The sequence below is a fragment of the Lysinibacillus sp. RS10 genome (assembly GCF_041956855.1).
In the GTDB taxonomy this organism is placed as follows: domain Bacteria; phylum Bacillota; class Bacilli; order Bacillales_A; family Planococcaceae; genus Lysinibacillus; species Lysinibacillus xylanilyticus_A.
This window is the reverse complement of sequence record NZ_CP167122.1, coordinates 5,037,114-5,058,354: the sequence shown is the minus strand read 5'-3', so window position 1 is coordinate 5,058,354 and position 21,241 is coordinate 5,037,114. Positions and strand designations below refer to the sequence as shown.

Sequence of the window (21,241 nt, the reverse complement as noted above, 5' to 3'; positions counted from 1 at the left end):
GAGAGAAAAATTGTGGACATTTTTGTAAGACCCGGGGATTCTCTTTGGCATTTCAGTGAAGTGTTTAAAATGCCTCTTCAACTAATTATTGATTCCAACCGAAATATTAATCCTCAATTTCTAAGGGTTGGTCAACGCATTCGAATCCCAGGTTTTGTTACGGACAATTATCAAATAAAGCAAGGAGATACGTTTTGGCAGATAGCCCAAAGCAGAAATCTCCCACTAGTAGCCATATTGCTGGTCAATCCTACCCTTAATCCAAATCACTTGCAAATTGGCCAAACCATTCGCATTCCCCAACGAATTACATGGAGGCTCGTCAATGGTAAGCAAAATTATACATCCACCATTATGATGAACGAAATCAAAAAACTACTCGTTGCTTATCCATTTCTACAAAGCTCTGCAGTCGGGCATTCTGTTTTAAAACATGAGATTCCAGAGCTTCTAATCGGAAACGGATCGAAGCGTGTTCATTATAACGGCTCCTTTCATGCGAATGAATGGATTACAACTCCGATCATTTTAACTTTTTTAAATGACTACCTACTCGCTCTCACCAATCAAAGCACAATTCGAGGTCTTTCTACATTCCCACTTTACCAGCAAACAACCCTTTCCATAGTTCCGATGGTCAATCCCGATGGTGTCGACTTAGTGATACAAGGCCCACCTAATGACGAAGCATTAAGAGATCAACTTATTAGTTGGAACAAGGGTAGCACCAATTTCTCTAATTGGAAGGCAAATATACATGGCGTCGATTTGAACGACCAGTTCCCTGCAAAATGGGAGCTAGAGAACGCACGCAATCCAAAAACACCTGGGCCAAGAGATTATGGTGGAGAACGACCTTTGTCCGAGCCAGAGACCATTGCTATGGCTGATTTGACAAAAAAGCGCGATTTTGCAAGAGTTCTTGCATTTCATACACAAGGAAGAGTGATTTATTGGGGCTTTGAAAATCTCGAACCACCCGAGTCAGAAATTCTTGTTAACGAGTTTAGTCGAGTCAGTGGCTATGAGCCGATCAATTCGGCAGGCAGTTATGCAGGCTATAAAGACTGGTTTATTCAAGATTGGCGTCGACCTGGCTTTACCGTTGAATTAGGTAGTGGTACAAATCCGCTTCCAATCAGCCAATTCGACGACATCTATGAAGAAGTATTAGGGATCTTTCTTGCAGCATTGTATATGTAATAAACATACTGACGTTTCTATAGCTAACAATAAATCATCAATCTCCTTTCACCGTTGAAGTGAAAGGGGATTTTTTTATTGCTCAAAAATTACTTTGACAGGCAGAGTAATGTTTGCTAATATTACTCTGACAGATAGAGCAATAAAAATAAGTAGGTGACTTATGGTTCGAAGTGACATCATCCGCGGACACTTGGATTCCATTATTTTAAGGCTAATTTTAGAGAAAGATCGTTATGGTTATGAAATTTCTCAGGAAATAAGTCTCCGCACAAATAATCGTTTTCAAATTAAAGAAGCAACATTGTACGCAGTTTTTCAACGTCTAGAAAAAAAGGAAGTTATTGAAGCCTACTATGGCGATGTTTCACATGGAGGCAAAAGAAAGTATTACCGTATTACCCCTTTAGGTAAAGCTTATTTAAACGAGCTAGTAAAAGAGTGGTCGGAAGTAAAAGAAATTATCGACTTATTTATGGAGGGCTTAGAATGAAAAGAATAAAAAACCATATTGATGAGCTTTTTAAAGATATTCCTCGCAACAAGGAAACAGAGATGGTGAAACAAGAAATCATTCAAAATCTTGAAGAAAAAGTATTTTATTTAATGGATCAAGGGAAAGAGCAAGAGGATGCGATTAACAAAGCTATCGTAGAATTTGGAGATATGGAGGATTTGAAAAAGGAATTAGGCGTTAAGGAGCCCGAAAAGAAAAATATGGCCAAACTTAATTTAGAATTTTCTATTTGGGGCAGTGGGTTAATTATTGCATTTTTTATTTTTATTAATCTTTACTATACACCACAGACAATTTGGGCGATTTATCCAATCTTCGCAATATTATGGTGGCCACTCTCTATGTACTTCGTTTGGTCACGTAAGAAATGGAGTGAATAAAGCATGAGGAACCTTATTAGCTTTTCGATTGCTGGTAGTTTGATGACTATACTATTTTTAGGCATCGTTAATTATACAACCTCACCTCAAAAAATTTGGTTTATATACCCGTGTTTACTGCTTTTGCTATGGCCAATTACTTTATATTTCATGTCTAAAAAAATGTATAAACAATATTCTCTTATTTGTAGTGCTATGATTATCGCATTTCTTATCATTGAAAATTATTTATATTCACCCGATTATTTATGGTTTATTTATGCGGTTTATCCAATCATCTGGTGGCCAATTCTTATGTACTTAGAAGAAAAAGCAAAAACCTTAAAAATTGCGCTAATAGGCTGCGCAACTACCATCATTTATTATTCCTTATTAAATATTATTTTGTCTCATCCATATCCTTGGGCGATCTATCCAGCATTTTTAGTAATATGGTGGCCCTTAGCTTTGTATCATGCGCAAAGAAAAACATTTGTAGCATTTTCCGTTACCTCTACAATTCTTATCAGTATCTTTTTTATTACCGTAAATGTTGTCTCTTCACCTGAAGTAATATGGGCTATCTACCCAATTTTCGTCGTCCTATGGTGGCCTCTAAGCATGTACTTTTATGTTTATAAAAGAAAAATGTACAATTCAACAACTCTACCCAAAAGAATCTAAATTTTTGTTTCAAATCACATTTAGTGGAAAGGAGCTATATGAAAAATATAAAGAAGTTTTTAACCTATTTTGGAATAATAATTATTATATTACTAATTATAGCAATTCTCTTCCCTACATGGACTTCGCATATAAAAGGTGATAACAGTATAAGTTCATTAGAGCAAGTGAATATAAACGGTAGCGGTCATGAAATAATGATACGTGGCAAAGATAAGAATAATCCGGTCATTATTTTTGTACATGGTGGACCAGGATGTTCAGAAATACCGTATGCCAGTAAATATCAAGACTTATTGGAAAACAATTTTACGGTTGTAAATTACGATCAAAGAGCAAGTGGAAAATCATATCATTTTTTCGAGGACTATTCTAATCTTTCATCAGACTTACTGGTAGACGATCTATTAGCTTTGACGGATTATATATCAGAACACCTCGGCAAAGAAAAGGTCATACTAATTGGTCATTCTTATGGTACTTATCTTGCAACACAGGCTGCCTACAAAGCCCCTGAAAAATATGAAGCATACATTGGCATTGGACAGATTGGTGATATTGTGGAAAGCGAGATTGATAGTTTGAACTTCGTTATTCATCAAGCTCAAAATGCTGGCAATACAGAGGACGTTTTATATTTGCAAGGGTTAACTGAACAAATTAAAAATGGTGATGCGTTTACTCCACGTAACTATATTGCGAAATACGGTGGGGCCTCAAGACTTATTGAAAATCCTGATGGTAATAACATTGGTATGTTATTTAGTAGTGAGTACAACTTATTAGATGTAATCCGTTATAACTATGGGGTATCTTACTCGCAAGAGGCTTTACTTCAGGAAGTAATAAAAACACCATTACCCACTATAGTAAAAAAACTTGAATTACCAAGCTATTTTGTTATGGGGAAATATGATTATCAAACTTCATCTAATGCAGCGAAAAATTACTTCGATATGATTGAAGCCAATAAGAAAGAATTTATTGCCTTTGAGGAATCAGCTCATTATCCACAATTTGAAGAGAAAGAAAAATTTTATAAATGGATGTGCGATACTTTTATAAAATAACAGGTGTGTTGATTAACCATTTCTATCCACCCTAATTAAATTAGAAGGCTCTGATTTCCGCTGCGGGCGAGCGTCGAGCCGCTTCCCGACATCTCAGTAGTAGCCCCTATTATATATTTGCTATATAATTTAATTATTAAATATTTTAACAGGTGAGATTATATGTCAGAAAACAATCAATTACGTAACGTGGAAATCATTATGAGAGAGATGCTTGAAATACAGCAAACATCAAAAATGTTTGTCCATCTTCTCTCTGAAGGAGAATCACTATCTCAAAACCAGCTTATCCTCCTTCTGCAACTAAAAATTAATGATGGAATGAAAGCAACAGAAATTGCTGACTTCTTTAGTGTAACACCTGGAGCAGTTACATCCATGTGCGATAAACTAGAAAAATTAGATTTAGTACAACGAATTAGAGAAAGCGAAGATCGCCGAGTAGTCAAAATGGTTTTAACGAATAATGGCGCACTTAAGGTTCAAGATATATTTTTGAAATTCCCACAGGAAAAGCTTGGAGATATGGCAAGAGTACTAAGTGAAGTTAATCAGTTAATGAAAAAAATTTTTTAGGATTTCATACAATTGAAATCCTTTTTTTATTGCCCAGAAAATACATAAAAAGCATATTTTCAGGATAGATATTCGGTAAATTTTTAGTTCTTGACAAAACAAAGCAACATATACTTTAATTAATATATATTTTAATCATTAAAATATATATTAATTAAATTAACATGAGGTGATTATTCTTGATTCAAAAACTACGTACCGTAACCCTTACTAACGGCAATATTAAAGACTTAGCAGCAGACTGTGAGCAATTAAATATCCGTGGATCCGTTGCTGTGCATCAAGAAGTACGACTACAAAAAATCTCTGCTCATGGACATAGCTCTTTTCACTCCCCTGTAGTAGCACAAGTTTTTAATAGTACCGGATCATGTACGATAAAGGATTTTTGTGAGATTAATGAAATGAAGAGCGCCGGTAATTTAAAAATGCGAAATGGGCAAGTAATGCAATTAAATAGTTCTGGGAAATTGACCATTGAACAAAGACTGGAAGCGGAAACTGTAGATTCAATTGGCATTGTAAAAATAGCAGAAATACTGGCCAAACGTTTTCATTTAAAACTGTCTGGTGAAAGTAAAATTGGAGAGCTTATTGCAGATGAAGTATGGATAGAAAAGGATAAGATTTCTATCCTCCCATTATTAAAGAAAAAATTGATTTGTAATTGTATAAAAGGGAAAAATTTACATATTTCCTATACGGATGCAGAAATCGTTGACGGAGATGTTGTGACAGTAGGGAACAATTGTAAGATTAAAACACTTTACTATACAGAAAGCTATTCAGTTGCTCCAAATGCTAAAGTACAACAAATAATACGGAGGGAAAATGAATGACATTCGTAAAAATCATTCAAGCCTTTTTTTGCTCGTTAGCACTCCTTGTGTTATCTGTCCTCTACGCAGGCTTGGTTTTAAGTGCATTATTAGCAATGTTAGCTGGGATTTTGCGAACGTTTGGTCTTGATCAAATAAAGATGAGCATATGGTATGGGGTAGATCTTCCAGTCATGTTCAGTATTCCCCTAGCCCTTCTTGTCGCTTTACTGCTTTTCTTTTGTTCAATGTATGTCAAACGCTCTATTTCATTCTGCTTCTCTAAGCTTAGGTACTAAAATGTAAAAGCACACCTTTTTTTTTAATAATAAAAGATGTGCTTCTCCATCTATTTCTATTTTTGTCCATTTTTATGAAGAACCTCCCGATGATGTTGTTATTGAGACTTATCAAAAGCATAAATCATCCATAGGGTTCTAATACATGGATATCCCCTCTACAGCTCACCTTCAAGAAACTTGGTCAAATATATTTCAGGCTTCGTAAGAAATTCTTTAAAGCTACACAAATCAGCATACTCCTGATGCTCCACATCATAACAGCCAATCTGCCCATTTTTCTTTGGATTCCATACTATCAGTAAATCTGAATAATTGTCGATATTTGCTGACAAACGCAGTAGCCTTTGACGACCACCTTTCATTTCAATCGTATCCGTTAGTGTAAAAAAGTCTATATAGCTAATTCCATAATCATTTGCATCTAGATCAAGGCGCAGCTTGTCTCCTGTAAGAAAGCTAATCAGTTCATCACTCAACTTATATTTTTTCAGCGCATACTTTTTGTTCTCTACATCATGTAGCTCAGATGGCTCTAGTGCTTTCAAATAATCGGCCAAAGCTGTATTTTTATTGCCAACTGCAATCGTATATGGACGCTCACCATCTTTTTCTGCTAAAGTAACATCCGCTCCACGCTCTACTAAGTATTGCACCATAGCTAGATTTCCCATTCGTGTTGCCTCTGTTAATGGTGTCGCTCCATAAGGGTAAACCATATTTTGCTTATTGTAATTAATGTCCACCCCTTGATCGAGTAGATATGAAATGGTCTTCATGTCATGGTTTGACACAGCTTGACGCAATACGGGACCACCGTGTTGCTTTACATCCAAACCTAGTTCATGAATGAGTGGAATATTTTTTTTATTACCATAGTAGGCCTGTGAATAGGCGCCAGACCCGACTTGATTAAGCATGTCCAGCTTCGCTCCACGCGCTACAATATAGCGAATTATATCTTCCTTGCAATAACGAACAGCTTGCAAAAACGCTGGATTATTTTTTACGTTCAGGTTAACATCATGCTCTACTAATAGCTTTACAACATTCAATCTCTGCGAAATAAGCGCCAAATCTAACGGACTTAGTGAGATATGTTTACTCAATTTAATGTCGGCTTCAATATCCCAGCCCTCTTCAATAGCAACCTGTAAAGCTGGAATATTCCCTTTGTAAATATGCATGGCAATTTCAGGTAGTTCATTAAACTTCCCAATACCTTTTAGAGTAATCATCCAGTTCTCGGTCCTCCCTAAAGTTTCATGAAAAATTGGCTTTAATTGAAGGGGCATCTTTGATTAATGCTCTCCATTCAACTTTTTTGATTAAATCATGATGATTTTGTCATTAATTATAATCTATTTTAATATATTCATTAATATGGATGATAGTTTTTAACTATACTTATTTTGTAAGTACAACAATTTTTTGGAAACAAAAAATAGAACCTTCAATTCAAAATTAGATTGAAGGTTCTATATTATATGTCGTAGAAACATGATGCTTACATCCACTGTTTCTACATCAAAATTTTATTTTAAACGAAGAGCTTCGTCTGTTGAAGCATTAAGTTCTTTAAGAAGCTCTGGGTTTTCTGCTAATTTTTTCCCGTAAGATGGGATCATTTCTTTAATTTTAGGTTCCCAGTCTTTAACATTTTGAGGGAAGCATTTATTGATTACCTCAAGCATAACGTGTACAGCAGTAGAAGCACCAGGAGAAGCTCCTAGTAATGCAGCAATTGAGCCATCAGAAGCACTTACAACTTCCGTACCAAATTGAAGCGTTCCTTTACCACCAGCTTGAGTATCTTTAATAACTTGTACACGTTGACCAGCTACAATAATATCCCAATCGTCGCTCTTAGCATTCGGGATGAATTCACGTAGCTCTTCCATACGTTGTTCTTTAGATAGCATAAGCTGTTGGATTAAATATTTTGTTAATCCCATTTCTTTAACCCCTGCCGCTAATAACGTTGTAATATTATGCGGTTTTACAGAAGCAAATAAGTCCATATTTGAACCTGTTTTTAAGAACTTAGGTGAGAAACCTGCGAACGGTCCAAATAGTAAAGATTTTTTGTTATCAATATAGCGTGTATCAAGATGCGGAACAGACATTGGTGGAGCACCAACTTTAGCTTTTCCGTATACTTTCGCATGATGTTGTTCAGTAACTTCTTGGTTTTTACATTGTAAGAATAATCCACTGATTGGGAATCCACCAATGTGTTTCCCTTCAGGAATACCCGATTTTTGTAGTAATTCTAGGCTTCCTCCACCAGCTCCAAGGAAGACAAACTTCGCTGTATGGTATTCCATTTTACAGCCATTTTTGTCGTGCACTCGTACTTCCCATGAACCATCGCTAGTACGTTTCATGCTTTGAACACTATGATTGTAGTTGATGTCAACATTTTGAGTTTTTAAGTGGTCGATTAACATACGTGTTAATGAACCAAAGTTAACGTCTGTACCAGTGTCAATTTTTGTCGCAGCGATAGCTTCATCTGCTGAACGATTCTCCATAATAAGAGGAATCCATTCCTTTAGTTTTTCTGGGTTATCAGAAAATTCCATACCTTGGAATAAAGGGTTTTTCGTCATTGTTTCATGACGTTTTTTTAGAAACTCAACATTGTCTTTCCCTTGTACTAAACTCATATGAGGTAAAGGCATAATGAAGTCTTGTGGATTACTGATCAGTTGGTTGTTCACAAGATAAGACCAAAATTGTCTTGAAACATGGAACTGTTCATTAACGTTAATCGCTTTGCTAATATCGATTGTTCCGTCTTTTTTCTCTGAAGTGTAGTTAAGCTCACAAAGTGCCGCATGCCCAGTTCCCGCATTATTTAATTCGTGAGAACTTTCTTCACCAGCTTTATCGAGCTGCTCAAACACTGTAATTTTCCAATCTGGCGCTAATTCTTTGAGCATTGTCCCCAAAGTAGCACTCATGATTCCGGCACCAATTAAGATAACATCTGATTTAATTTGTCTGTTACTCATTTTTACCTTCCTTATATATTAAGATTTGCAGAAAGGATGTGAGCTCTCCTGCTTAGATTTACAGTAAGCCATGGAGTAACCTTGGAGCACACCTTTTCTGTATCAATTATTACCTTATTGCAGTTTATCACAATTACCTAAAGATTAAAATATCAACTATCTATATGAGAGTTATGTGCATTTTTCGAGCCTTCTTCTTAATAAATCAAGAGAAAAACCTCCTATTCCCTCATCAATAAATTCAGCATTTATTGAATCTTTATGGAATAATTGGCCTAAAAATGGCTAGCATTTTCATATAATAATGATGATTTTTTAATTATTATATCTCTATAATAACATAAAAATATGGAACCGGTCTTGTTTTTGCACCAGCCCAACTCCATATTAAAATATAGCGAATGTTCTCAATATTTTCTAGTGCTATTTTAAAATTATTTCTTTTTTATTTTAACGCAAGTTGAAAGATCTATACTTCGATGGGACTTTTTATTTTCCAACCATCTATTTCAAAACCACCAGCCTGATTAAATATATGGTTTACTAACTCTTCAAAAATCTCGATCATCTTTTGTTCATCCGCTTCTTGTAATGCTTTTAAAAACATTTCTTTAAATATTGAATCGGGAAAAGCCTTTTTCACATATTTCTTACTGTATATTGGATCTACAAGGTAGGATCTAATTTGATAGTAAGGAATGCTTTCTAAATTTAAAAATCTACAATACTCCGAGAATAAATTAGCTAATGAATTATAATAGACAAAGTGGGAATCTCCTTTGTCTTGTTCAAAACAGTCTTTTAAATTATCTAGTGAATCCCATAGTGAATACTTTTTTATTTCTAAAGCTGTTTTATTTAGTTCATCGTATTTTTTATTTAGCCATTTTTCAGCCTCGATTCTTAAATCACTAATTATTCCCGTGTTATCAAATAAAATCTTTCCTGTAATAAACTGAACCATGGACATTGTTCTATGGTTTTGAAAATCCTCTTGAAAGTATTTTTGAATTTGTTTTGGAGGGTTAGCAAAATATTCTATAAGAAAGCCATTAATACTTCTATTCCCTCTCTCTCGCCAATCAACACCCTCAGCTAAAATAATATGTACATCTATATCAGAACGCTTTGAAGGATGCCCAGTAATATAACTCCCACATACCAGTGCACCTACGACATCATTCCTGTTCTTCCAATCTTTTAAAAACTCTTCAAGTGCAATTTTCCATTCTTCCATAAAATTATCATCACCATTTTCTAAAATAAAATTGTTTAATATCAATCACTAGCGTCGCATTAAAATAATTCAACGTATTTTAAAAAACTGAATTTTCCGCAATATTATCCGTGCATAAAAAAAGCCTTTATAATGGTTGGGTGGTAGTAAACCATCCAAATCCAAAATAAAGGACATAAGCATGGATAAGTTTACACGAAAAACTTCATTTGAACAATGGTTTTCACCTATTTCTTCTACACAAATGGAGAAATTAGTTGAAATTCATCAATTAAATTACTATACAAAGAAGCTTCACATCGCTTCATTCTTGAAATTATTACTGTTTGCGCAACTGAATGAAACCGAAAGTCTACGTGCCATTAGTGACACGCTGTTATCAGACGACTTACAAAAAGCAACGTATTTAGAGTCCATCAGCTTTTCGCAGTTAGGTCGGCGATTAAACCAAGTGCCAACTGAGTTTTTCCAACAAATTTTTCTAGACTTAGTCGGGCAAATTCATGAGAAAACGCATTTTGAGCAGCGCCGAAAAACCACAACACCACTAAAAATCATTGATTCTAGTACATTGCCATTGAACTTAAACAACCATAGATGGGCTGAATTCCGTAAAACAAAATCAGGTGTGAAGTTACATTTGCGCCTTGTTTACCTAGAAAAAGGTTGTTCGTACCCTGATAAAGCGGTGCTAACGAATGCGAAAGAACATGATCGTGGTCAGCTTGAAATTCTCGTTGATGACAAGGAGTGCATGTACGTGTTTGACCGAGGCTACTTAGATTATGAGCGCTTTGACCGCATGACAGATGACGGACTTTTCTTTGTCTCACGCTTGCGAAAAAACGCCGTAACACGTGTGATTGAATCATTTAAAGTACCTGAACAGTCATCGGTGTTATCGGATGAAATGATTCTGATTGGCAACACGCAAAATCGTGCTGAAAATGTATTTCGCCGTATCGAAGTACTAGATCCAAACGGTAAAGAGCTACATCTGATTACGAATCGTTTTGATTTAAGCGCAGATGAAGTCGCTAAACTGTATAAGTCACGCTGGGCAATCGAACTGTTTTTCAAGTGGATGAAACAGCATCTGAACATTAAAAAGTTCTACGGGCAAAGCGAGCAAGCTGTGCATAATCAGGTGTACATTGCGATGATCGTTTACTGCTTAAACGTGCTAGCACAGCTTTACACAAACAGTTCACTGACGTACTTACAAATTAGTAGGTACTTAAAAGCAACACTATGGAAGCCCGCACGTATTTGGCTTCGGGAAATCGAAGGAACTACGGTACCATAAGGATTTAGAACTGTCAGTTGCCCCAGTCAAAGGTTATAGTAAAAAAATGGATGTTTACTATCTCTATTTAAGTATCTTTCATTTTCTTTAAAAACGGAAGAAACAGAAAACAGAAAATTCAATTAAAATTCATGCGACATTAGTGAATATCAATATATTCAATATTTGTTTAGGTAGTCCTTCTGGAACTAATGACTCTGAATATGAAAAAACACAGCATTATTAGCTGCATTAATTACGTTATTATCATGAAAGAACTTGGTGATAAAATCATTTTTTACAACTTCAAACATTGTCTCACCTTCACTTTTTCCGTTAATGGTTTATTCATTAAACATCCTATTAATACTATTAAGTTCTATCTTTTCTTCTTCTCTTCGATAATCGAGATAATTATTTTCTTCAGTAATTATTAGTCGTTCTTCTTGAAAGAATGATAACAAACGCCCTGCTTCTTTTATTAGCTTTGGCTTGATATCAATTAGTATTTCTCTTCTACTATTAAATTCATTTTTATCCCATTCATCTCCTTGCTTTAGTTTAGGTATTGCGTCAATTCCTGTTATATATGTAAGCCCTAAAAATCGAAGAAATGAATATCCACTGCAATAATCATCATATAACTGCTCCAATATCTCTACTGCATCACCTTTTTCAAATATGATGTTTTTCAAAAGAGAAATAATCCGTGACTGTTCAAACTCCCCGAGTGGAATTTCCATCTCTATTATCTTCACTAATTCAGTTTTAATATGCTTTTTTCTATAATCCAAATCAAGTAAGTTAAAGTAAAAGTCAGGGTTATAAATATTTTCAATTTCTTGTGTTTTATAAAGCCATTCTTCAAATTCTGAGATGCTAATATGTCCTTTATATATTTTATAAAACTGTTCTTGAATATCCGCTTTACTATTCATTTTCTTACTTCAACTCCTTCAATATTTCTATTTGCAACATAACAAGAACTATTTTGTTTTTTTGGTTCAAAGCTATTGAGGTTAAATAAAAGGAATTGGATAAAAATCCAATCCCTTTTATTTAACCTTTACTCTGTGTCTAGACGATACATTTCACTTATTTAAAAAAATCAGCCAAATAGGTTTGAATAGATTCAGGTAATATTTGAAAGAACAATCCTTCATATTTAATGTCGAGAATACCAGCAATGAAAACCATAATAATGATGACTAGTAAAAGGGGTTTCTTATTTTTAGAAATCCACTTCAATAGGTTCCCCTCCTCTGAATAACGTAATAGTTTGCAAGTTAAGTATATATTGATTCATGTGAGATATAAACCAATCCTTTTGATGATCATAACATTCTCTGTCACCCAAGTTGGGAATGTTACATAAATTAAAATGATGCTGTTCTAAAGTATTATAAATTGATTTCAAATCAATCCCTTTGGATAAACAATACTTCTGTCTCACCAATACCGTTTAGAAAGGAATGGCTATGGTAAATTTTAAATCATTTCGTGGGGTCGTTACACAGATTGAAGATTTTTCGATTGGGCAAAATGGAGAAAGAGAAGGCTGTTATAAACTTATGACGGTAGTAGATGATACTGGCGGCATCGTCAATTTTGTCATCTCTCCTTCCACTTACTTTGTAAACCAAGAAATTGTGACTCTCCGTGATCGGATTACTGGATATTATGATGGAGATGCACCTGTACCGTTGATATACCCACCTCAATATCGTGCACTCGTCGTTGTTAAGGAAAATAATTTTCAAAATGTTAAAGTCGACTTTTTCAATAGCCAATTAGTGAGTAGTGATGGCCAATTACAACTAAATCTCTCTCCCTCTACTGTTATCTCGCTAAAAAACGGGCAGCCTTTTTTAAAAAGCCCAGCAAATCGAAACCTAATTGTTATCTATGGCCCTACTACAAGAAGCATTCCTGCACAAACCACACCGTATAAAATAATCGTTTGGTGTTAACAATTCAAAAGAATAACAACAATATTTCCCAGGAAAGAAAGCGAAATGTTTCCTCATCTGCGCAACATTTCTCTAGAAACCGATAATTGACTACAAGTGAACCTAATGAAAAATAATTAAGCGGCTTAAGCCCTTTTAGATTATAGGGCTCAAGCCGCTTCATGCATTTTTATTATTTCTATTGTCTACTTACAGAGAGCAGTTCAAAATTGAGTAAGTTTATATCTTACTTTTCTTACACTTCATCTTTCATTTCATGTAGCTGTTGCTTGATCTGCTCTAAGTATTCTTTATTTTGTTGGACTGTATCCAAATGCTCACCATATTGCACTGCATTCATAAAAGCATTTTCAGCATGCTCTAGATGATTGAAAGCATGCTCAATTGCTATCTCCTCGGGGTGTGACTTTGCATGCTTTAATAAACGCTCTGCCTTTTGGACAGAGTTGCCGAACAAAGTGCTTGGATGATCCTTCTTCCAACTCGTATCTGAGTGTTTAGCCAATTATGCCTCTTCCCTTCCTGCTAATTAGATAAATTATCTAGACATAGTATTTTAAAATGTCCAGAAAATATGCATGGATGGATTAGCGAATAACCGCAAACCAAAAAACGCATTCTTAAACAAAAATTAAAAAAAGAGGCGGGAGACTTCTGTACCTGTCGCTACGCTTTCGGTACAAAAGACATTTGCTGAAAGAAGTTAAACTTGTACCTCACTCATTAATGCATGAGTATTATCTTCTGAGTCTTTAAAAAATACCATCCATGTTTCTGTTTGTCCCATTTTCGCTACAACATGTGGTTCATCAATAAAAGTAACTTCTTTCCTTACTAAATCTTCGTATGTCTTACTAATATTTTCTACTTGAAAATAAATTACTGAACTGGCATAAGTAAATTCATCTTTTTCTGGAAGGGTTAACAGGAGTCGCAATCCATTACAATCAAAGAACGCCATGCTATCCGTATTAAATAAAAGTGACAGTCCAAGTATTTCTTTATAAAAATGGATTGCTTTATCTAACTTCTTAACAGGGATTCCAACTTGTCCGACTTTTTGAATCATGTTAATTTCCTCCTCATTAGTTGTAAGAACATTTCTTACTTAAAGTTCTTGATTAGCCATCTTCTTATTGTCAGGATGAATGCTTTTCATTCCTTCAAAAAATGGATACTCCCTACTTAAATATTTTTCTAGCTCTCCGTTATCACGAAGAAGCTGCTCTAAGTAATACTTTGAACAATCGATCCTTTTTTGAATTTCCTGTTGATTCTGTGTTGTCGAACCGTGTCCAGGTATGTGCGTCGTTATTTGATGATTTAGCAAAATATTTTCAGCTTTATTGATCGTATTTACATAGTCTTGATAATTGCTAAAGATGAACGGAAACTCAATATCTGACAGGTAATCACCCGAAAGAAATAGACCATCAGGCTCAATCACTGTAAATAAACCATCGTCCGTATGACCAGGTGCTTGATAAAATGTCATGGTAATCGAATCTAATTCTAATTTATGCCCATCCTCTGAAACAACAATATCTACAGTTGGGTATACGGGTGAATAGCTTCTATTCAAATAATATCCTTGGTCAAATTGTTTAATTTTTTGAATGATATCTTCTTTGTTCGGATTTTCATCAAATTGTTTAGATGCAATTACCTTAGCATCTGGAAAGGCCCCAGACCCAATAATATGGTCAAAATCGCTATGTGTGTAAATAATATATAGTTGTTTATCACCTTTAATGTTGTTTATGTAGCTCTTAATTTCTTCAATTTCAGTAGGTAACCAATTAGGGTCTGTCATTATTACCGCTTCATTCGTTTGAATGATTGCCGAGGTAGTCATATATAATGCACTTTGAAAAACTGTAATATTATTTTTTTGAAATTGAATCATTATGGACCTTCCTTTTCCTTTATTATTAATACATATTTATTTAATTCTTATTCATACAAATAGGTAGCATTTTAAAGTTAATCTGCCAGTTTGTTGGACAAGAACTTTAATTTGTTCATTCCTCTTAATTCAATAGTTCGAGGAATATCGATAAATTCCTTCTTTAGTAAAAAAAGTATGAGAAATCAATTTAAATTTCACATACTCTTAGGTTTTTTCTATTGATAAGTATTTTTTACGTTCCAATAAATAAAAGAACTAAGGCTTATGCCTTAGTTCTTCATCTCAATGTATTGAATAGCTGTCAAATATAAACTAGTGCCATGCAGTTCGCTCACTTACTGGTTGTTTTATGTCTGTTTTCTCTTGTGTTCCAGCAAAATTGTTTACTTGAGCTGAAGTCATATCGTACTCAAATTCAGAACTAAATTCCTCTTGCTGGAACTTCTTACGATTTTGGTTTACTGCTATTTGTTTCACACTTTGCGTCCCTTTGTCTTTTGCATTACTACGATTTGCATTCATATTTGACATAACCATCCTCCATTGATTTTTTTGAAAAGCAATAAAACAGATTGTCTATTTTACAACTTTTCACTATAAAGTTTGGCCAAGCTTATGAATTTTTATTTTAAAAATGATAGTCTTGGTTTTTAAAATTTTCGCTTCTATAAAATGCACTCCAAAAATTCAATACTATTCCAGGATATTTCTACATCAGAGTTTACTGATTTAACGTACAAAAAATACGGTCATATCCATTATTCTCGCCTATAATTAAGTAGAAATCTTTCCATTCAATCGAGGAGTATCAACATGAACAAAAATACAGACAACACAGAAGTCATCTTCCTTTCTGACCCATCCGAATGCTTGATGCACCCATTTTATACTAAAAAAATCGTCTTTACAGGGGCTCTTTCCACGATGACACGTTCAGAAGCTGCGAAAAAAGTACGAGCTTGTGGAGGGATTATGCAAGGAGCTGTTACACAGGAGACAGATTTCATTATTCTTGGAAAGAAACGTCGTGGTATAAGTACGAAACAATCGAAAGCTGAACAGTTGATTAGCCTTGGCCAGGACATTCAAATTATTCCTGAGGATGATTTTATTTGGCTCATTTCTATGTAAAAGGAGGATCCGCTTCCTCACATTTGAACACCTTTCTAGAACTCATTTCAATCAATTATGCCTCGGTATAATTGCGTCCGGAGGCTTTAACTTCTTTCAACGGATGTTTGAACACCCTCTGAGAGAAGTTAAAAAAGGTATGCAAAACAACTCTGTTTACATACCTTTTCACATATTCAGTTTTTGCAAAACCTTACTTCAACTGAAGGAATTTAATACGATGCATCATTATTTTCATCTTTCATATGCTTTCGAAAATCGGAAGGGGAGAAGCTTGTCATTTTTTTAAACATTCGACTAAAGTAAAAATAATCTGAATAGCCCACCCGTTCAGCGATTTCGGCAATGGATAAATTTGAGGTTCTTAATAGTAATCCGGATTTTTGAATTCGTAAATTCGTAAGGTATTCATTCGGTGTCATGCCCATTTGCTTTTCAAATAAATACGTTAATTTTCTACGCTCAATATTGAAATAATTTGCAACATCAATGGCCGTCAATTGTTTATTATAGTTTTGTTGAATATAGTCAATAATTGCAGAAATATTTTCTTTTTCAGCTTTGCGCATTAGTCTTTTATGCGATAGAAGCATTTCTTCTAAAATACTTAGACATATCACCTTCGATTGCAAGAAAGAGAGCCCACCAGGTATAACAAAGTTTTGTATCAATTGATTAAGCATGCCATCTAGCTTTATATTATCCCCTACCTTGATGGTGAAATGGCTATTATATAAAGGGAAATTAGTCATTTCCTCTTTAGGTAAAGTAAAATGGATGACAGCATATTCAAATACCATATTATTCGTTACATTTACTTGCAAATCTAGATTGGGCCCAGCATGGATAATATGCCCCTTTTCGAGTTCATATTTCTCCCCGCCAATGATAAAGTTAGCTGTGCCAATTAACGGAAAGATAAGACCACACACATTACTTGTAGTTTTCAACTTTTTTTCGGATTTTTTAGCTAGAAACTTATTCGTTATAACATCTACAAAAGTGATAGGTGCTAAAGTATAAAAATCTATTATTTGGCTCATATTCATAGCTAAAAACTCCTTATTTCTATATCTGTGTAAGTACTACAATTACTATTTCGATGCAAGATCAAATGGTAGACAAAGTGGTCCGCCTGTATAAGGATCAATAATAATATCTGCCTCAATTTTAAATACTTCCCTTAAGACCTCTTTTGTCACAACTTGAGCTGCTGTTCCCTCACTTACGATTCGACCATTTTTAATGGCTACAATATGATCCGCATAACGTGTAGCATGGGTTAAATCATGTACAACCATGATAATCGTTCTTTGTTGTTCTTCATTTAACCTTTTCAATAATTTTAACACTTCTAATTGATGAGCCATATCTAAAAATGTTGTAGGCTCGTCTAAAAATAAGATGTCGGTTTGTTGAGCTAGTGCCATCGCAATCCATGCACGTTGCCTTTGACCACCTGAAAGCTGGTCGACTGGTCGATCATAAAATTCAAACATCCCAGTAACTTCAATTGCCCAATTGACAATTTTTCGATCTTCCCGTGTCAAGGAACCAAAACCCTTTTGGTGAGGATACCGTCCATAACTAACTAACTCATGCACCGTCAATCCATCAGGTGCTATGGGGTTCTGCGGAAGAATGGCTAATTTCTTTGCTACTTCTTTTGTTGATTTTGAAAAGATTAATTCTCCATCTAATAAAACATGGCCAGTTAATGGGGACAAAACGCGTGCCATGGTTTTTAAAATCGTGGATTTACCGGAACCGTTTGCTCCTACCAAAGCGGTTATTTTTTGATTCGGAATGGATACGTTTAATTTATCTACAATCACATGGTTACTATAACCGATCGTTAAGTCTTTTGTTAATAATCGACTGGTCATTACGAAAATCCTTTCTTTAAGTAATTTCAGCTCATCCAAGTTTGTGGATGAGCATAAAAATTAACTTGATACTTTTGTTCGTGATAATAAATAAAGGAAGTATGGTGCGCCAATGACAGCAACGACTATGCCTGCTGGTATTTCAGATGGTTGGATAATCCAGCGACCAATCGTATCTGCCACTAAGACAAGGAATGCTCCAACCAATGCAGTAACTGGGAGTAAAGTTTGATGTTTGGGTCCTACAAGACGTCTAACTAAGTGAGGGGCAATTAACCCAACAAAGCCAATACCTCCACTAACTGATACTGCTGAGCCTGCCAGAAGAACCGCTACAGCTAAAAGAACAAATCGATCTTTTTTTATGGTTGCACCTAATCCAATGGCTAAAGGATCTCCTAAATTTAATATGTTTAAAGCATGCGACTTACGCCAAGCCAACGGAATGAGAATAAGCAAAAAGGGTAACAGAGCTAAAACAAACTTCCAGCTAGACCCCCATATCCCACCTGCCATCCAAACCGCTACGAATTGATATTGCTCAGGCGTTAGTTTTAATGTGAGAATAATCGTAACTGCACTTATTCCTGATGCAATAGCAATTCCCGTTAATAATAATTTTTTCGGAGAGAACCCTGTTTCTTTTTTATATGATAATACAAAAATTATTGCAGCTGTCAATATTGCACCTAAACAAGAAAAAACCGGTAATAACATAATCATATTGAAATTTTGTGTTGGCATATATGCCACAAAGAGCATAACGACTAATCCTGCTCCTGCATTTATCCCTAATATCCCAGGATCAGCTAAAGCATTTCGTGTCACTCCTTGCAGGATACAACCAGACACTGCTAATGCAGCACCAACTAACATTCCAATGATGATCCGCGGTAAACGAATATTAAATAAAATCAATTCTTGCTTAGCAGTACCATTTCCAAATAGGGTTTGAAATACCTCTACTGGTGTTAAGCGGATATAACCAGTATTCATGCTAATAACAAAGGTAAAAACAGTCAAAAGAATAAAGATCGTTACTACTATAAAATTTATTTTTTTTCTTTTCTTCTCTGCTGGCGAAATATAATCTAAATCCATTCATATCGCCCCCTTTTTTGTGTGTGCCAAATATAAAAAGAAAGGCACACCGATTACTGCAATAAGGGCCCCTAATGGTGTTTCGTAAGGAGGATTAATTAATCTCGCAGCTACATCTGCATACACTACTAATAACCCACCAAGTACAGCAGAGCACGGAATAATATAACGATAATCTACCCCCACCAAGAGGCGTGTAATATGAGGAATGATTAAACCAATAAACCCAACTGCCCCAACTACTGTCACAGAAGTACCTGCTAAAATTAGAACAATAACTGTAGCTAGCAGTTTTATTAGACTAGTTTTTTGCCCTAAGCTAAGAGCTATATCTTCCCCCAGACTTAATAGTGTGATAGCTCGTGATAGCATAATCGCTATTATAATTGCACCGATAACAATTGGTGCAATGACCTTCAGCTGTTCCCAAGTTGTTGAAGACACACCTCCAGCAAACCAATAAGCTAAATCTTGACCGATTTGATAATAGAGCGCAACGCCTTCGCTTAATGCTGTTAACAAAGCACTAACGGCAGCTCCAGCTAACACTAATCGAATCGGTGTTATTCCCCCTGCTGACATCGAACCAATACCAAAGACAAGTGTGGCCCCTAAGCCAGCTCCTATAAATGCGATAAACACCATCATTAAATACGATAGATTGGGAGCAAATGCTAAGCATAAAGCTAAGGCAAATACACCTCCCGCATTTAAACCAAGCAAACCAGGTTCAGCTAAATCATTTCGTGTCATACCTTGCATAATCGCGCCAGCTACTGCAAAACTTGCTCCCACTATGATAGCGCCAATCGTTCTTGGTAACCTGAGCTCCCAAATAATTTGGTGGGCTTTATTCTCCGGATCAAAATGAAGGAGAGCATCCAAAACGACAGATAAATTAATATCTGCAGCTCCAATGGAAACCGAGAGGCATATACTGAATAAAAGGAAAATGATCCCGACGGTTAAGATAATAGTTGTATTTATTTTTTGTTTTCTGTCAGTAGAATAAAAAATCACTTCTCCTGCTTCATATGTTTTTAACGTCATATCTTTTTCCCTTTGCTTTTAATCAAGATTTAAGGACAGCTTTTCGCATTTCTTGATTGCGTTGTTTGAAAATATCGTTATGTGAAGAAATGATACCGCCCTCTTTGGCCTCCGGCATAATATACTGTTTTGCTTTATTTACAGCATTTAGTGCATCGTAAAATGATGATGCAATCAAATGAACTTTCCCGTTAAAATGTAGAATATCTCCTGCTGCATATAATCCAGGAACAGATGATTCACTCGCTGTATTACCGGCAATAAAATATTCATTTACCCGTTCAATCGGAAGCGGACTATTATCTAATAGTTCTTTATCACGTACATAGCCATGACTAATAACCACTTCGTCTACTGACAGATTCAACACATGTCCAGTCTCAGAATTTGTAAGCTCCACAGATTGAATACATTCACTATCATCATCCGCAATCAATTTCGTAATTTCTGAATTAAAATAACATTCGATCCCGTTGTTTTTTAGTTCTGTTACTTGGGCTTCGTGAGCATTTAGCGTATCTTTTCGATAAATTAAATACACCTTTTTAGCTACTTCCTCCATTTCGAGAGCCCAGTCAACTGCTGTGTTCCCTCCACCCGAAATGACGACCACTTTATCAATAAACTTTTTATATGACTTAATAGTGTAATTTAAATTCGAGGCCTCGAAATATTCTGCCCCTTCTAATTCAATTTTTTGCGGGTTAATAATACCTCCTCCTACAGCAACAATAACCGTTTTAGAGTAGTGTATATTTCCAGACTCGGCTAGTAATACAAAATGATCTGCTTCATTTTTTGAAATAGAAACAATCTTTTCATTTAAGAAAACGGAAGGACTAAATGTTAAACCTTGTTCAATTAATTGTTCAATCAATTTCCCACCTGTTATTGGTGTTACACCACCAACATCCCATATCATTTTTTCCGGGTATACATGAATTTTCCCACCCAGCTGGGGTTGGCTTTCAATTAACTTTGTTTTCATCTCACGTAATCCGCTATAAAAAGAGGAGTACAAACCTGCTGGTCCGCCACCAATAATTGTTACATCAAAAAGCTCCATCCATCTCACCTCTTCATGTGTTTTAAAAAGAAAATGTGACGCTGCTAATGCTGACAGCGCCAA

General features: G+C 35.2%; 25 protein-coding genes. 11 read left to right on the top strand and 14 right to left on the bottom strand.

Annotated elements, in window-relative coordinates:
• Positions 1-12 precede the first annotated feature (12 nt).
• The 8 genes from ACB089_RS25175 (at position 13) to ACB089_RS25140 (ending at position 5,526) form a co-directional block, all read left to right on the top strand.
• Positions 13-1,203 carry a M14 family metallopeptidase gene (locus tag ACB089_RS25175; protein WP_374964456.1) on the top strand — a complete coding sequence of 397 codons (1,191 nt, stop codon included), beginning with the start codon at positions 13-15 and terminating at the stop codon, positions 1,201-1,203.
• Between the two features lie 163 nt (positions 1,204-1,366).
• Entirely contained in the window at positions 1,367-1,696 is a 330-nt protein-coding gene (locus ACB089_RS25170; protein ID WP_068985757.1) for a PadR family transcriptional regulator, read from the top strand.
• Positions 1,693-2,100, top strand: a complete 408-nt coding sequence (locus ACB089_RS25165; RefSeq protein ID WP_368637254.1) for a permease prefix domain 1-containing protein — start codon at positions 1,693-1,695, stop codon at positions 2,098-2,100. The genes ACB089_RS25170 and ACB089_RS25165 overlap by 4 nt, the downstream gene beginning before the upstream one ends.
• A gap of 3 nt (positions 2,101-2,103) precedes the next feature.
• Positions 2,104-2,763: a hypothetical protein gene (locus tag ACB089_RS25160; protein WP_375122123.1), complete on the top strand. Its 660-nt coding sequence runs from the start codon at positions 2,104-2,106 to the stop codon at positions 2,761-2,763.
• 38 nt (positions 2,764-2,801) lie between these two features.
• A complete protein-coding gene (locus ACB089_RS25155) occupies positions 2,802-3,833 on the top strand; it encodes an alpha/beta fold hydrolase (RefSeq protein ID WP_374964453.1) in 1,032 nt (343 codons plus the stop codon).
• 162 nt (positions 3,834-3,995) lie between these two features.
• Complete coding sequence (locus ACB089_RS25150) at positions 3,996-4,409, top strand: MarR family transcriptional regulator (RefSeq protein WP_374964452.1); 414 nt, start codon at positions 3,996-3,998, stop codon at positions 4,407-4,409.
• 179 nt (positions 4,410-4,588) lie between these two features.
• On the top strand, positions 4,589-5,248 hold the full coding sequence (locus ACB089_RS25145; protein WP_374964450.1) for a hypothetical protein: 660 nt from the start codon (positions 4,589-4,591) through the stop codon (positions 5,246-5,248).
• Entirely contained in the window at positions 5,245-5,526 is a 282-nt protein-coding gene (locus tag ACB089_RS25140) for a hypothetical protein (RefSeq protein ID WP_374964449.1), read from the top strand. Before ACB089_RS25145 ends, ACB089_RS25140 begins: the two co-directional genes overlap by 4 nt.
• Positions 5,527-5,684: 158 nt before the next feature.
• Here the strand turns inward: ACB089_RS25140 and ACB089_RS25135 are convergent, their stop codons facing one another.
• The 3 genes from ACB089_RS25135 to ACB089_RS25125 form a co-directional block, all read right to left on the bottom strand.
• The gene (locus ACB089_RS25135; protein ID WP_374964447.1) at positions 5,685-6,764 is read right to left on the bottom strand and encodes an ankyrin repeat domain-containing protein; all 1,080 of its coding nucleotides are present in this window, start codon (positions 6,762-6,764) and stop codon (positions 5,685-5,687) included.
• A gap of 297 nt (positions 6,765-7,061) precedes the next feature.
• Positions 7,062-8,543: a malate:quinone oxidoreductase gene (locus ACB089_RS25130; protein WP_374964446.1), complete on the bottom strand. Its 1,482-nt coding sequence runs from the start codon at positions 8,541-8,543 to the stop codon at positions 7,062-7,064.
• A gap of 469 nt (positions 8,544-9,012) precedes the next feature.
• A complete protein-coding gene (locus ACB089_RS25125) occupies positions 9,013-9,780 on the bottom strand; it encodes a nucleotidyltransferase domain-containing protein (RefSeq protein ID WP_374964445.1) in 768 nt (255 codons plus the stop codon).
• A gap of 181 nt (positions 9,781-9,961) precedes the next feature.
• On the opposite strand from ACB089_RS25125, the gene ACB089_RS25120 reads away from it, so the two are divergent.
• Positions 9,962-11,086, top strand: a complete 1,125-nt coding sequence (locus ACB089_RS25120; RefSeq protein ID WP_374964443.1) for an IS4 family transposase — start codon at positions 9,962-9,964, stop codon at positions 11,084-11,086.
• A 323-nt stretch (positions 11,087-11,409) separates the two neighbouring features.
• On the opposite strand, the gene ACB089_RS25115 is transcribed toward ACB089_RS25120, so the two are convergent.
• Together ACB089_RS25115 and ACB089_RS25110 are read right to left on the bottom strand one after the other, a co-directional pair.
• A complete protein-coding gene (locus ACB089_RS25115) occupies positions 11,410-12,003 on the bottom strand; it encodes a hypothetical protein (protein ID WP_374964441.1) in 594 nt (197 codons plus the stop codon).
• 157 nt (positions 12,004-12,160) lie between these two features.
• A complete protein-coding gene (locus ACB089_RS25110; protein ID WP_368637244.1) occupies positions 12,161-12,313 on the bottom strand; it encodes a hypothetical protein in 153 nt (50 codons plus the stop codon).
• 230 nt (positions 12,314-12,543) lie between these two features.
• Here ACB089_RS25110 and ACB089_RS25105 point away from each other — a divergent pair, with 230 nt between their 5' ends.
• Entirely contained in the window at positions 12,544-13,035 is a 492-nt protein-coding gene (locus ACB089_RS25105) for a hypothetical protein (protein ID WP_374964439.1), read from the top strand.
• A 235-nt stretch (positions 13,036-13,270) separates the two neighbouring features.
• Here the strand turns inward: ACB089_RS25105 and ACB089_RS25100 are convergent, their stop codons facing one another.
• The 4 genes from ACB089_RS25100 to ACB089_RS25085 all read right to left on the bottom strand — a co-directional run bounded on the left by ACB089_RS25100 (position 13,271) and on the right by ACB089_RS25085 (position 15,475).
• Positions 13,271-13,540 carry a hypothetical protein gene (locus ACB089_RS25100; RefSeq protein ID WP_068985770.1) on the bottom strand — a complete coding sequence of 90 codons (270 nt, stop codon included), beginning with the start codon at positions 13,538-13,540 and terminating at the stop codon, positions 13,271-13,273.
• A 198-nt stretch (positions 13,541-13,738) separates the two neighbouring features.
• The gene (locus ACB089_RS25095) at positions 13,739-14,104 is read right to left on the bottom strand and encodes a VOC family protein (protein WP_374964438.1); all 366 of its coding nucleotides are present in this window, start codon (positions 14,102-14,104) and stop codon (positions 13,739-13,741) included.
• Positions 14,105-14,143: 39 nt separating this feature from the next.
• On the bottom strand, positions 14,144-14,941 hold the full coding sequence (locus ACB089_RS25090) for an MBL fold metallo-hydrolase (protein ID WP_374964437.1): 798 nt from the start codon (positions 14,939-14,941) through the stop codon (positions 14,144-14,146).
• Between the two features lie 315 nt (positions 14,942-15,256).
• A complete protein-coding gene (locus tag ACB089_RS25085) occupies positions 15,257-15,475 on the bottom strand; it encodes a hypothetical protein (protein WP_374964435.1) in 219 nt (72 codons plus the stop codon).
• Between the two features lie 282 nt (positions 15,476-15,757).
• Between ACB089_RS25085 and ACB089_RS25080 the strand changes: the two genes are divergently transcribed.
• Positions 15,758-16,075, top strand: coding sequence for a BRCT domain-containing protein (locus ACB089_RS25080; protein ID WP_374964434.1), 318 nt, complete (start codon positions 15,758-15,760; stop codon positions 16,073-16,075).
• A 212-nt stretch (positions 16,076-16,287) separates the two neighbouring features.
• On the opposite strand, the gene ACB089_RS25075 is transcribed toward ACB089_RS25080, so the two are convergent.
• The 5 genes from ACB089_RS25075 to ACB089_RS25055 are packed head-to-tail and all read right to left on the bottom strand — an operon-like array spanning position 16,288 to position 21,178.
• Complete coding sequence (locus tag ACB089_RS25075) at positions 16,288-17,124, bottom strand: helix-turn-helix domain-containing protein (RefSeq protein WP_374964433.1); 837 nt, start codon at positions 17,122-17,124, stop codon at positions 16,288-16,290.
• A gap of 45 nt (positions 17,125-17,169) precedes the next feature.
• Positions 17,170-17,961 (bottom strand): ABC transporter ATP-binding protein, encoded by a 792-nt coding sequence (locus ACB089_RS25070; RefSeq protein ID WP_374964431.1) that lies wholly within the window; start codon positions 17,959-17,961, stop codon positions 17,170-17,172.
• A 60-nt stretch (positions 17,962-18,021) separates the two neighbouring features.
• Positions 18,022-19,062: a FecCD family ABC transporter permease gene (locus tag ACB089_RS25065; protein ID WP_368637235.1), complete on the bottom strand. Its 1,041-nt coding sequence runs from the start codon at positions 19,060-19,062 to the stop codon at positions 18,022-18,024.
• Complete coding sequence (locus ACB089_RS25060; protein WP_374964429.1) at positions 19,063-20,112, bottom strand: FecCD family ABC transporter permease; 1,050 nt, start codon at positions 20,110-20,112, stop codon at positions 19,063-19,065. It abuts the gene before it with no gap.
• A 22-nt stretch (positions 20,113-20,134) separates the two neighbouring features.
• Positions 20,135-21,178: an NAD(P)/FAD-dependent oxidoreductase gene (locus ACB089_RS25055; RefSeq protein ID WP_374964427.1), complete on the bottom strand. Its 1,044-nt coding sequence runs from the start codon at positions 21,176-21,178 to the stop codon at positions 20,135-20,137.
• Between the last annotated feature and the right edge of the window lie 63 nt (positions 21,179-21,241).

Bases quoted from the DNA above. Each gene is read 5' to 3' on its own strand.
- ACB089_RS25170 (WP_068985757.1), top strand. From the start codon at position 1,367: ATGGTTCGAAGTGACATCATCCGCGGACACTTGGATTCCATTATTTTA.
- ACB089_RS25165 (WP_368637254.1), top strand. From the start codon at position 1,693: ATGAAAAGAATAAAAAACCATATTGATGAGCTTTTTAAAGATATTCCT.
- ACB089_RS25160 (WP_375122123.1), top strand. From the start codon at position 2,104: ATGAGGAACCTTATTAGCTTTTCGATTGCTGGTAGTTTGATGACTATA.
- ACB089_RS25155 (WP_374964453.1), top strand. From the start codon at position 2,802: ATGAAAAATATAAAGAAGTTTTTAACCTATTTTGGAATAATAATTATT.
- ACB089_RS25150 (WP_374964452.1), top strand. From the start codon at position 3,996: ATGTCAGAAAACAATCAATTACGTAACGTGGAAATCATTATGAGAGAG.
- ACB089_RS25140 (WP_374964449.1), top strand. From the start codon at position 5,245: ATGACATTCGTAAAAATCATTCAAGCCTTTTTTTGCTCGTTAGCACTC.
- ACB089_RS25135 (WP_374964447.1), bottom strand. From the start codon at position 6,764: ATGATTACTCTAAAAGGTATTGGGAAGTTTAATGAACTACCTGAAATT.
- ACB089_RS25130 (WP_374964446.1), bottom strand. From the start codon at position 8,543: ATGAGTAACAGACAAATTAAATCAGATGTTATCTTAATTGGTGCCGGA.
- ACB089_RS25125 (WP_374964445.1), bottom strand. From the start codon at position 9,780: ATGGAAGAATGGAAAATTGCACTTGAAGAGTTTTTAAAAGATTGGAAG.
- ACB089_RS25120 (WP_374964443.1), top strand. From the start codon at position 9,962: ATGGATAAGTTTACACGAAAAACTTCATTTGAACAATGGTTTTCACCT.
- ACB089_RS25115 (WP_374964441.1), bottom strand. From the start codon at position 12,003: ATGAATAGTAAAGCGGATATTCAAGAACAGTTTTATAAAATATATAAA.
- ACB089_RS25105 (WP_374964439.1), top strand. From the start codon at position 12,544: ATGGTAAATTTTAAATCATTTCGTGGGGTCGTTACACAGATTGAAGAT.
- ACB089_RS25095 (WP_374964438.1), bottom strand. From the start codon at position 14,104: ATGATTCAAAAAGTCGGACAAGTTGGAATCCCTGTTAAGAAGTTAGAT.
- ACB089_RS25090 (WP_374964437.1), bottom strand. From the start codon at position 14,941: ATGATTCAATTTCAAAAAAATAATATTACAGTTTTTCAAAGTGCATTA.
- ACB089_RS25085 (WP_374964435.1), bottom strand. From the start codon at position 15,475: ATGTCAAATATGAATGCAAATCGTAGTAATGCAAAAGACAAAGGGACG.
- ACB089_RS25080 (WP_374964434.1), top strand. From the start codon at position 15,758: ATGAACAAAAATACAGACAACACAGAAGTCATCTTCCTTTCTGACCCA.
- ACB089_RS25075 (WP_374964433.1), bottom strand. From the start codon at position 17,124: ATGAATATGAGCCAAATAATAGATTTTTATACTTTAGCACCTATCACT.
- ACB089_RS25070 (WP_374964431.1), bottom strand. From the start codon at position 17,961: ATGACCAGTCGATTATTAACAAAAGACTTAACGATCGGTTATAGTAAC.
- ACB089_RS25065 (WP_368637235.1), bottom strand. From the start codon at position 19,062: ATGGATTTAGATTATATTTCGCCAGCAGAGAAGAAAAGAAAAAAAATA.
- ACB089_RS25060 (WP_374964429.1), bottom strand. From the start codon at position 20,112: ATGACGTTAAAAACATATGAAGCAGGAGAAGTGATTTTTTATTCTACT.
- ACB089_RS25055 (WP_374964427.1), bottom strand. From the start codon at position 21,178: ATGGAGCTTTTTGATGTAACAATTATTGGTGGCGGACCAGCAGGTTTG.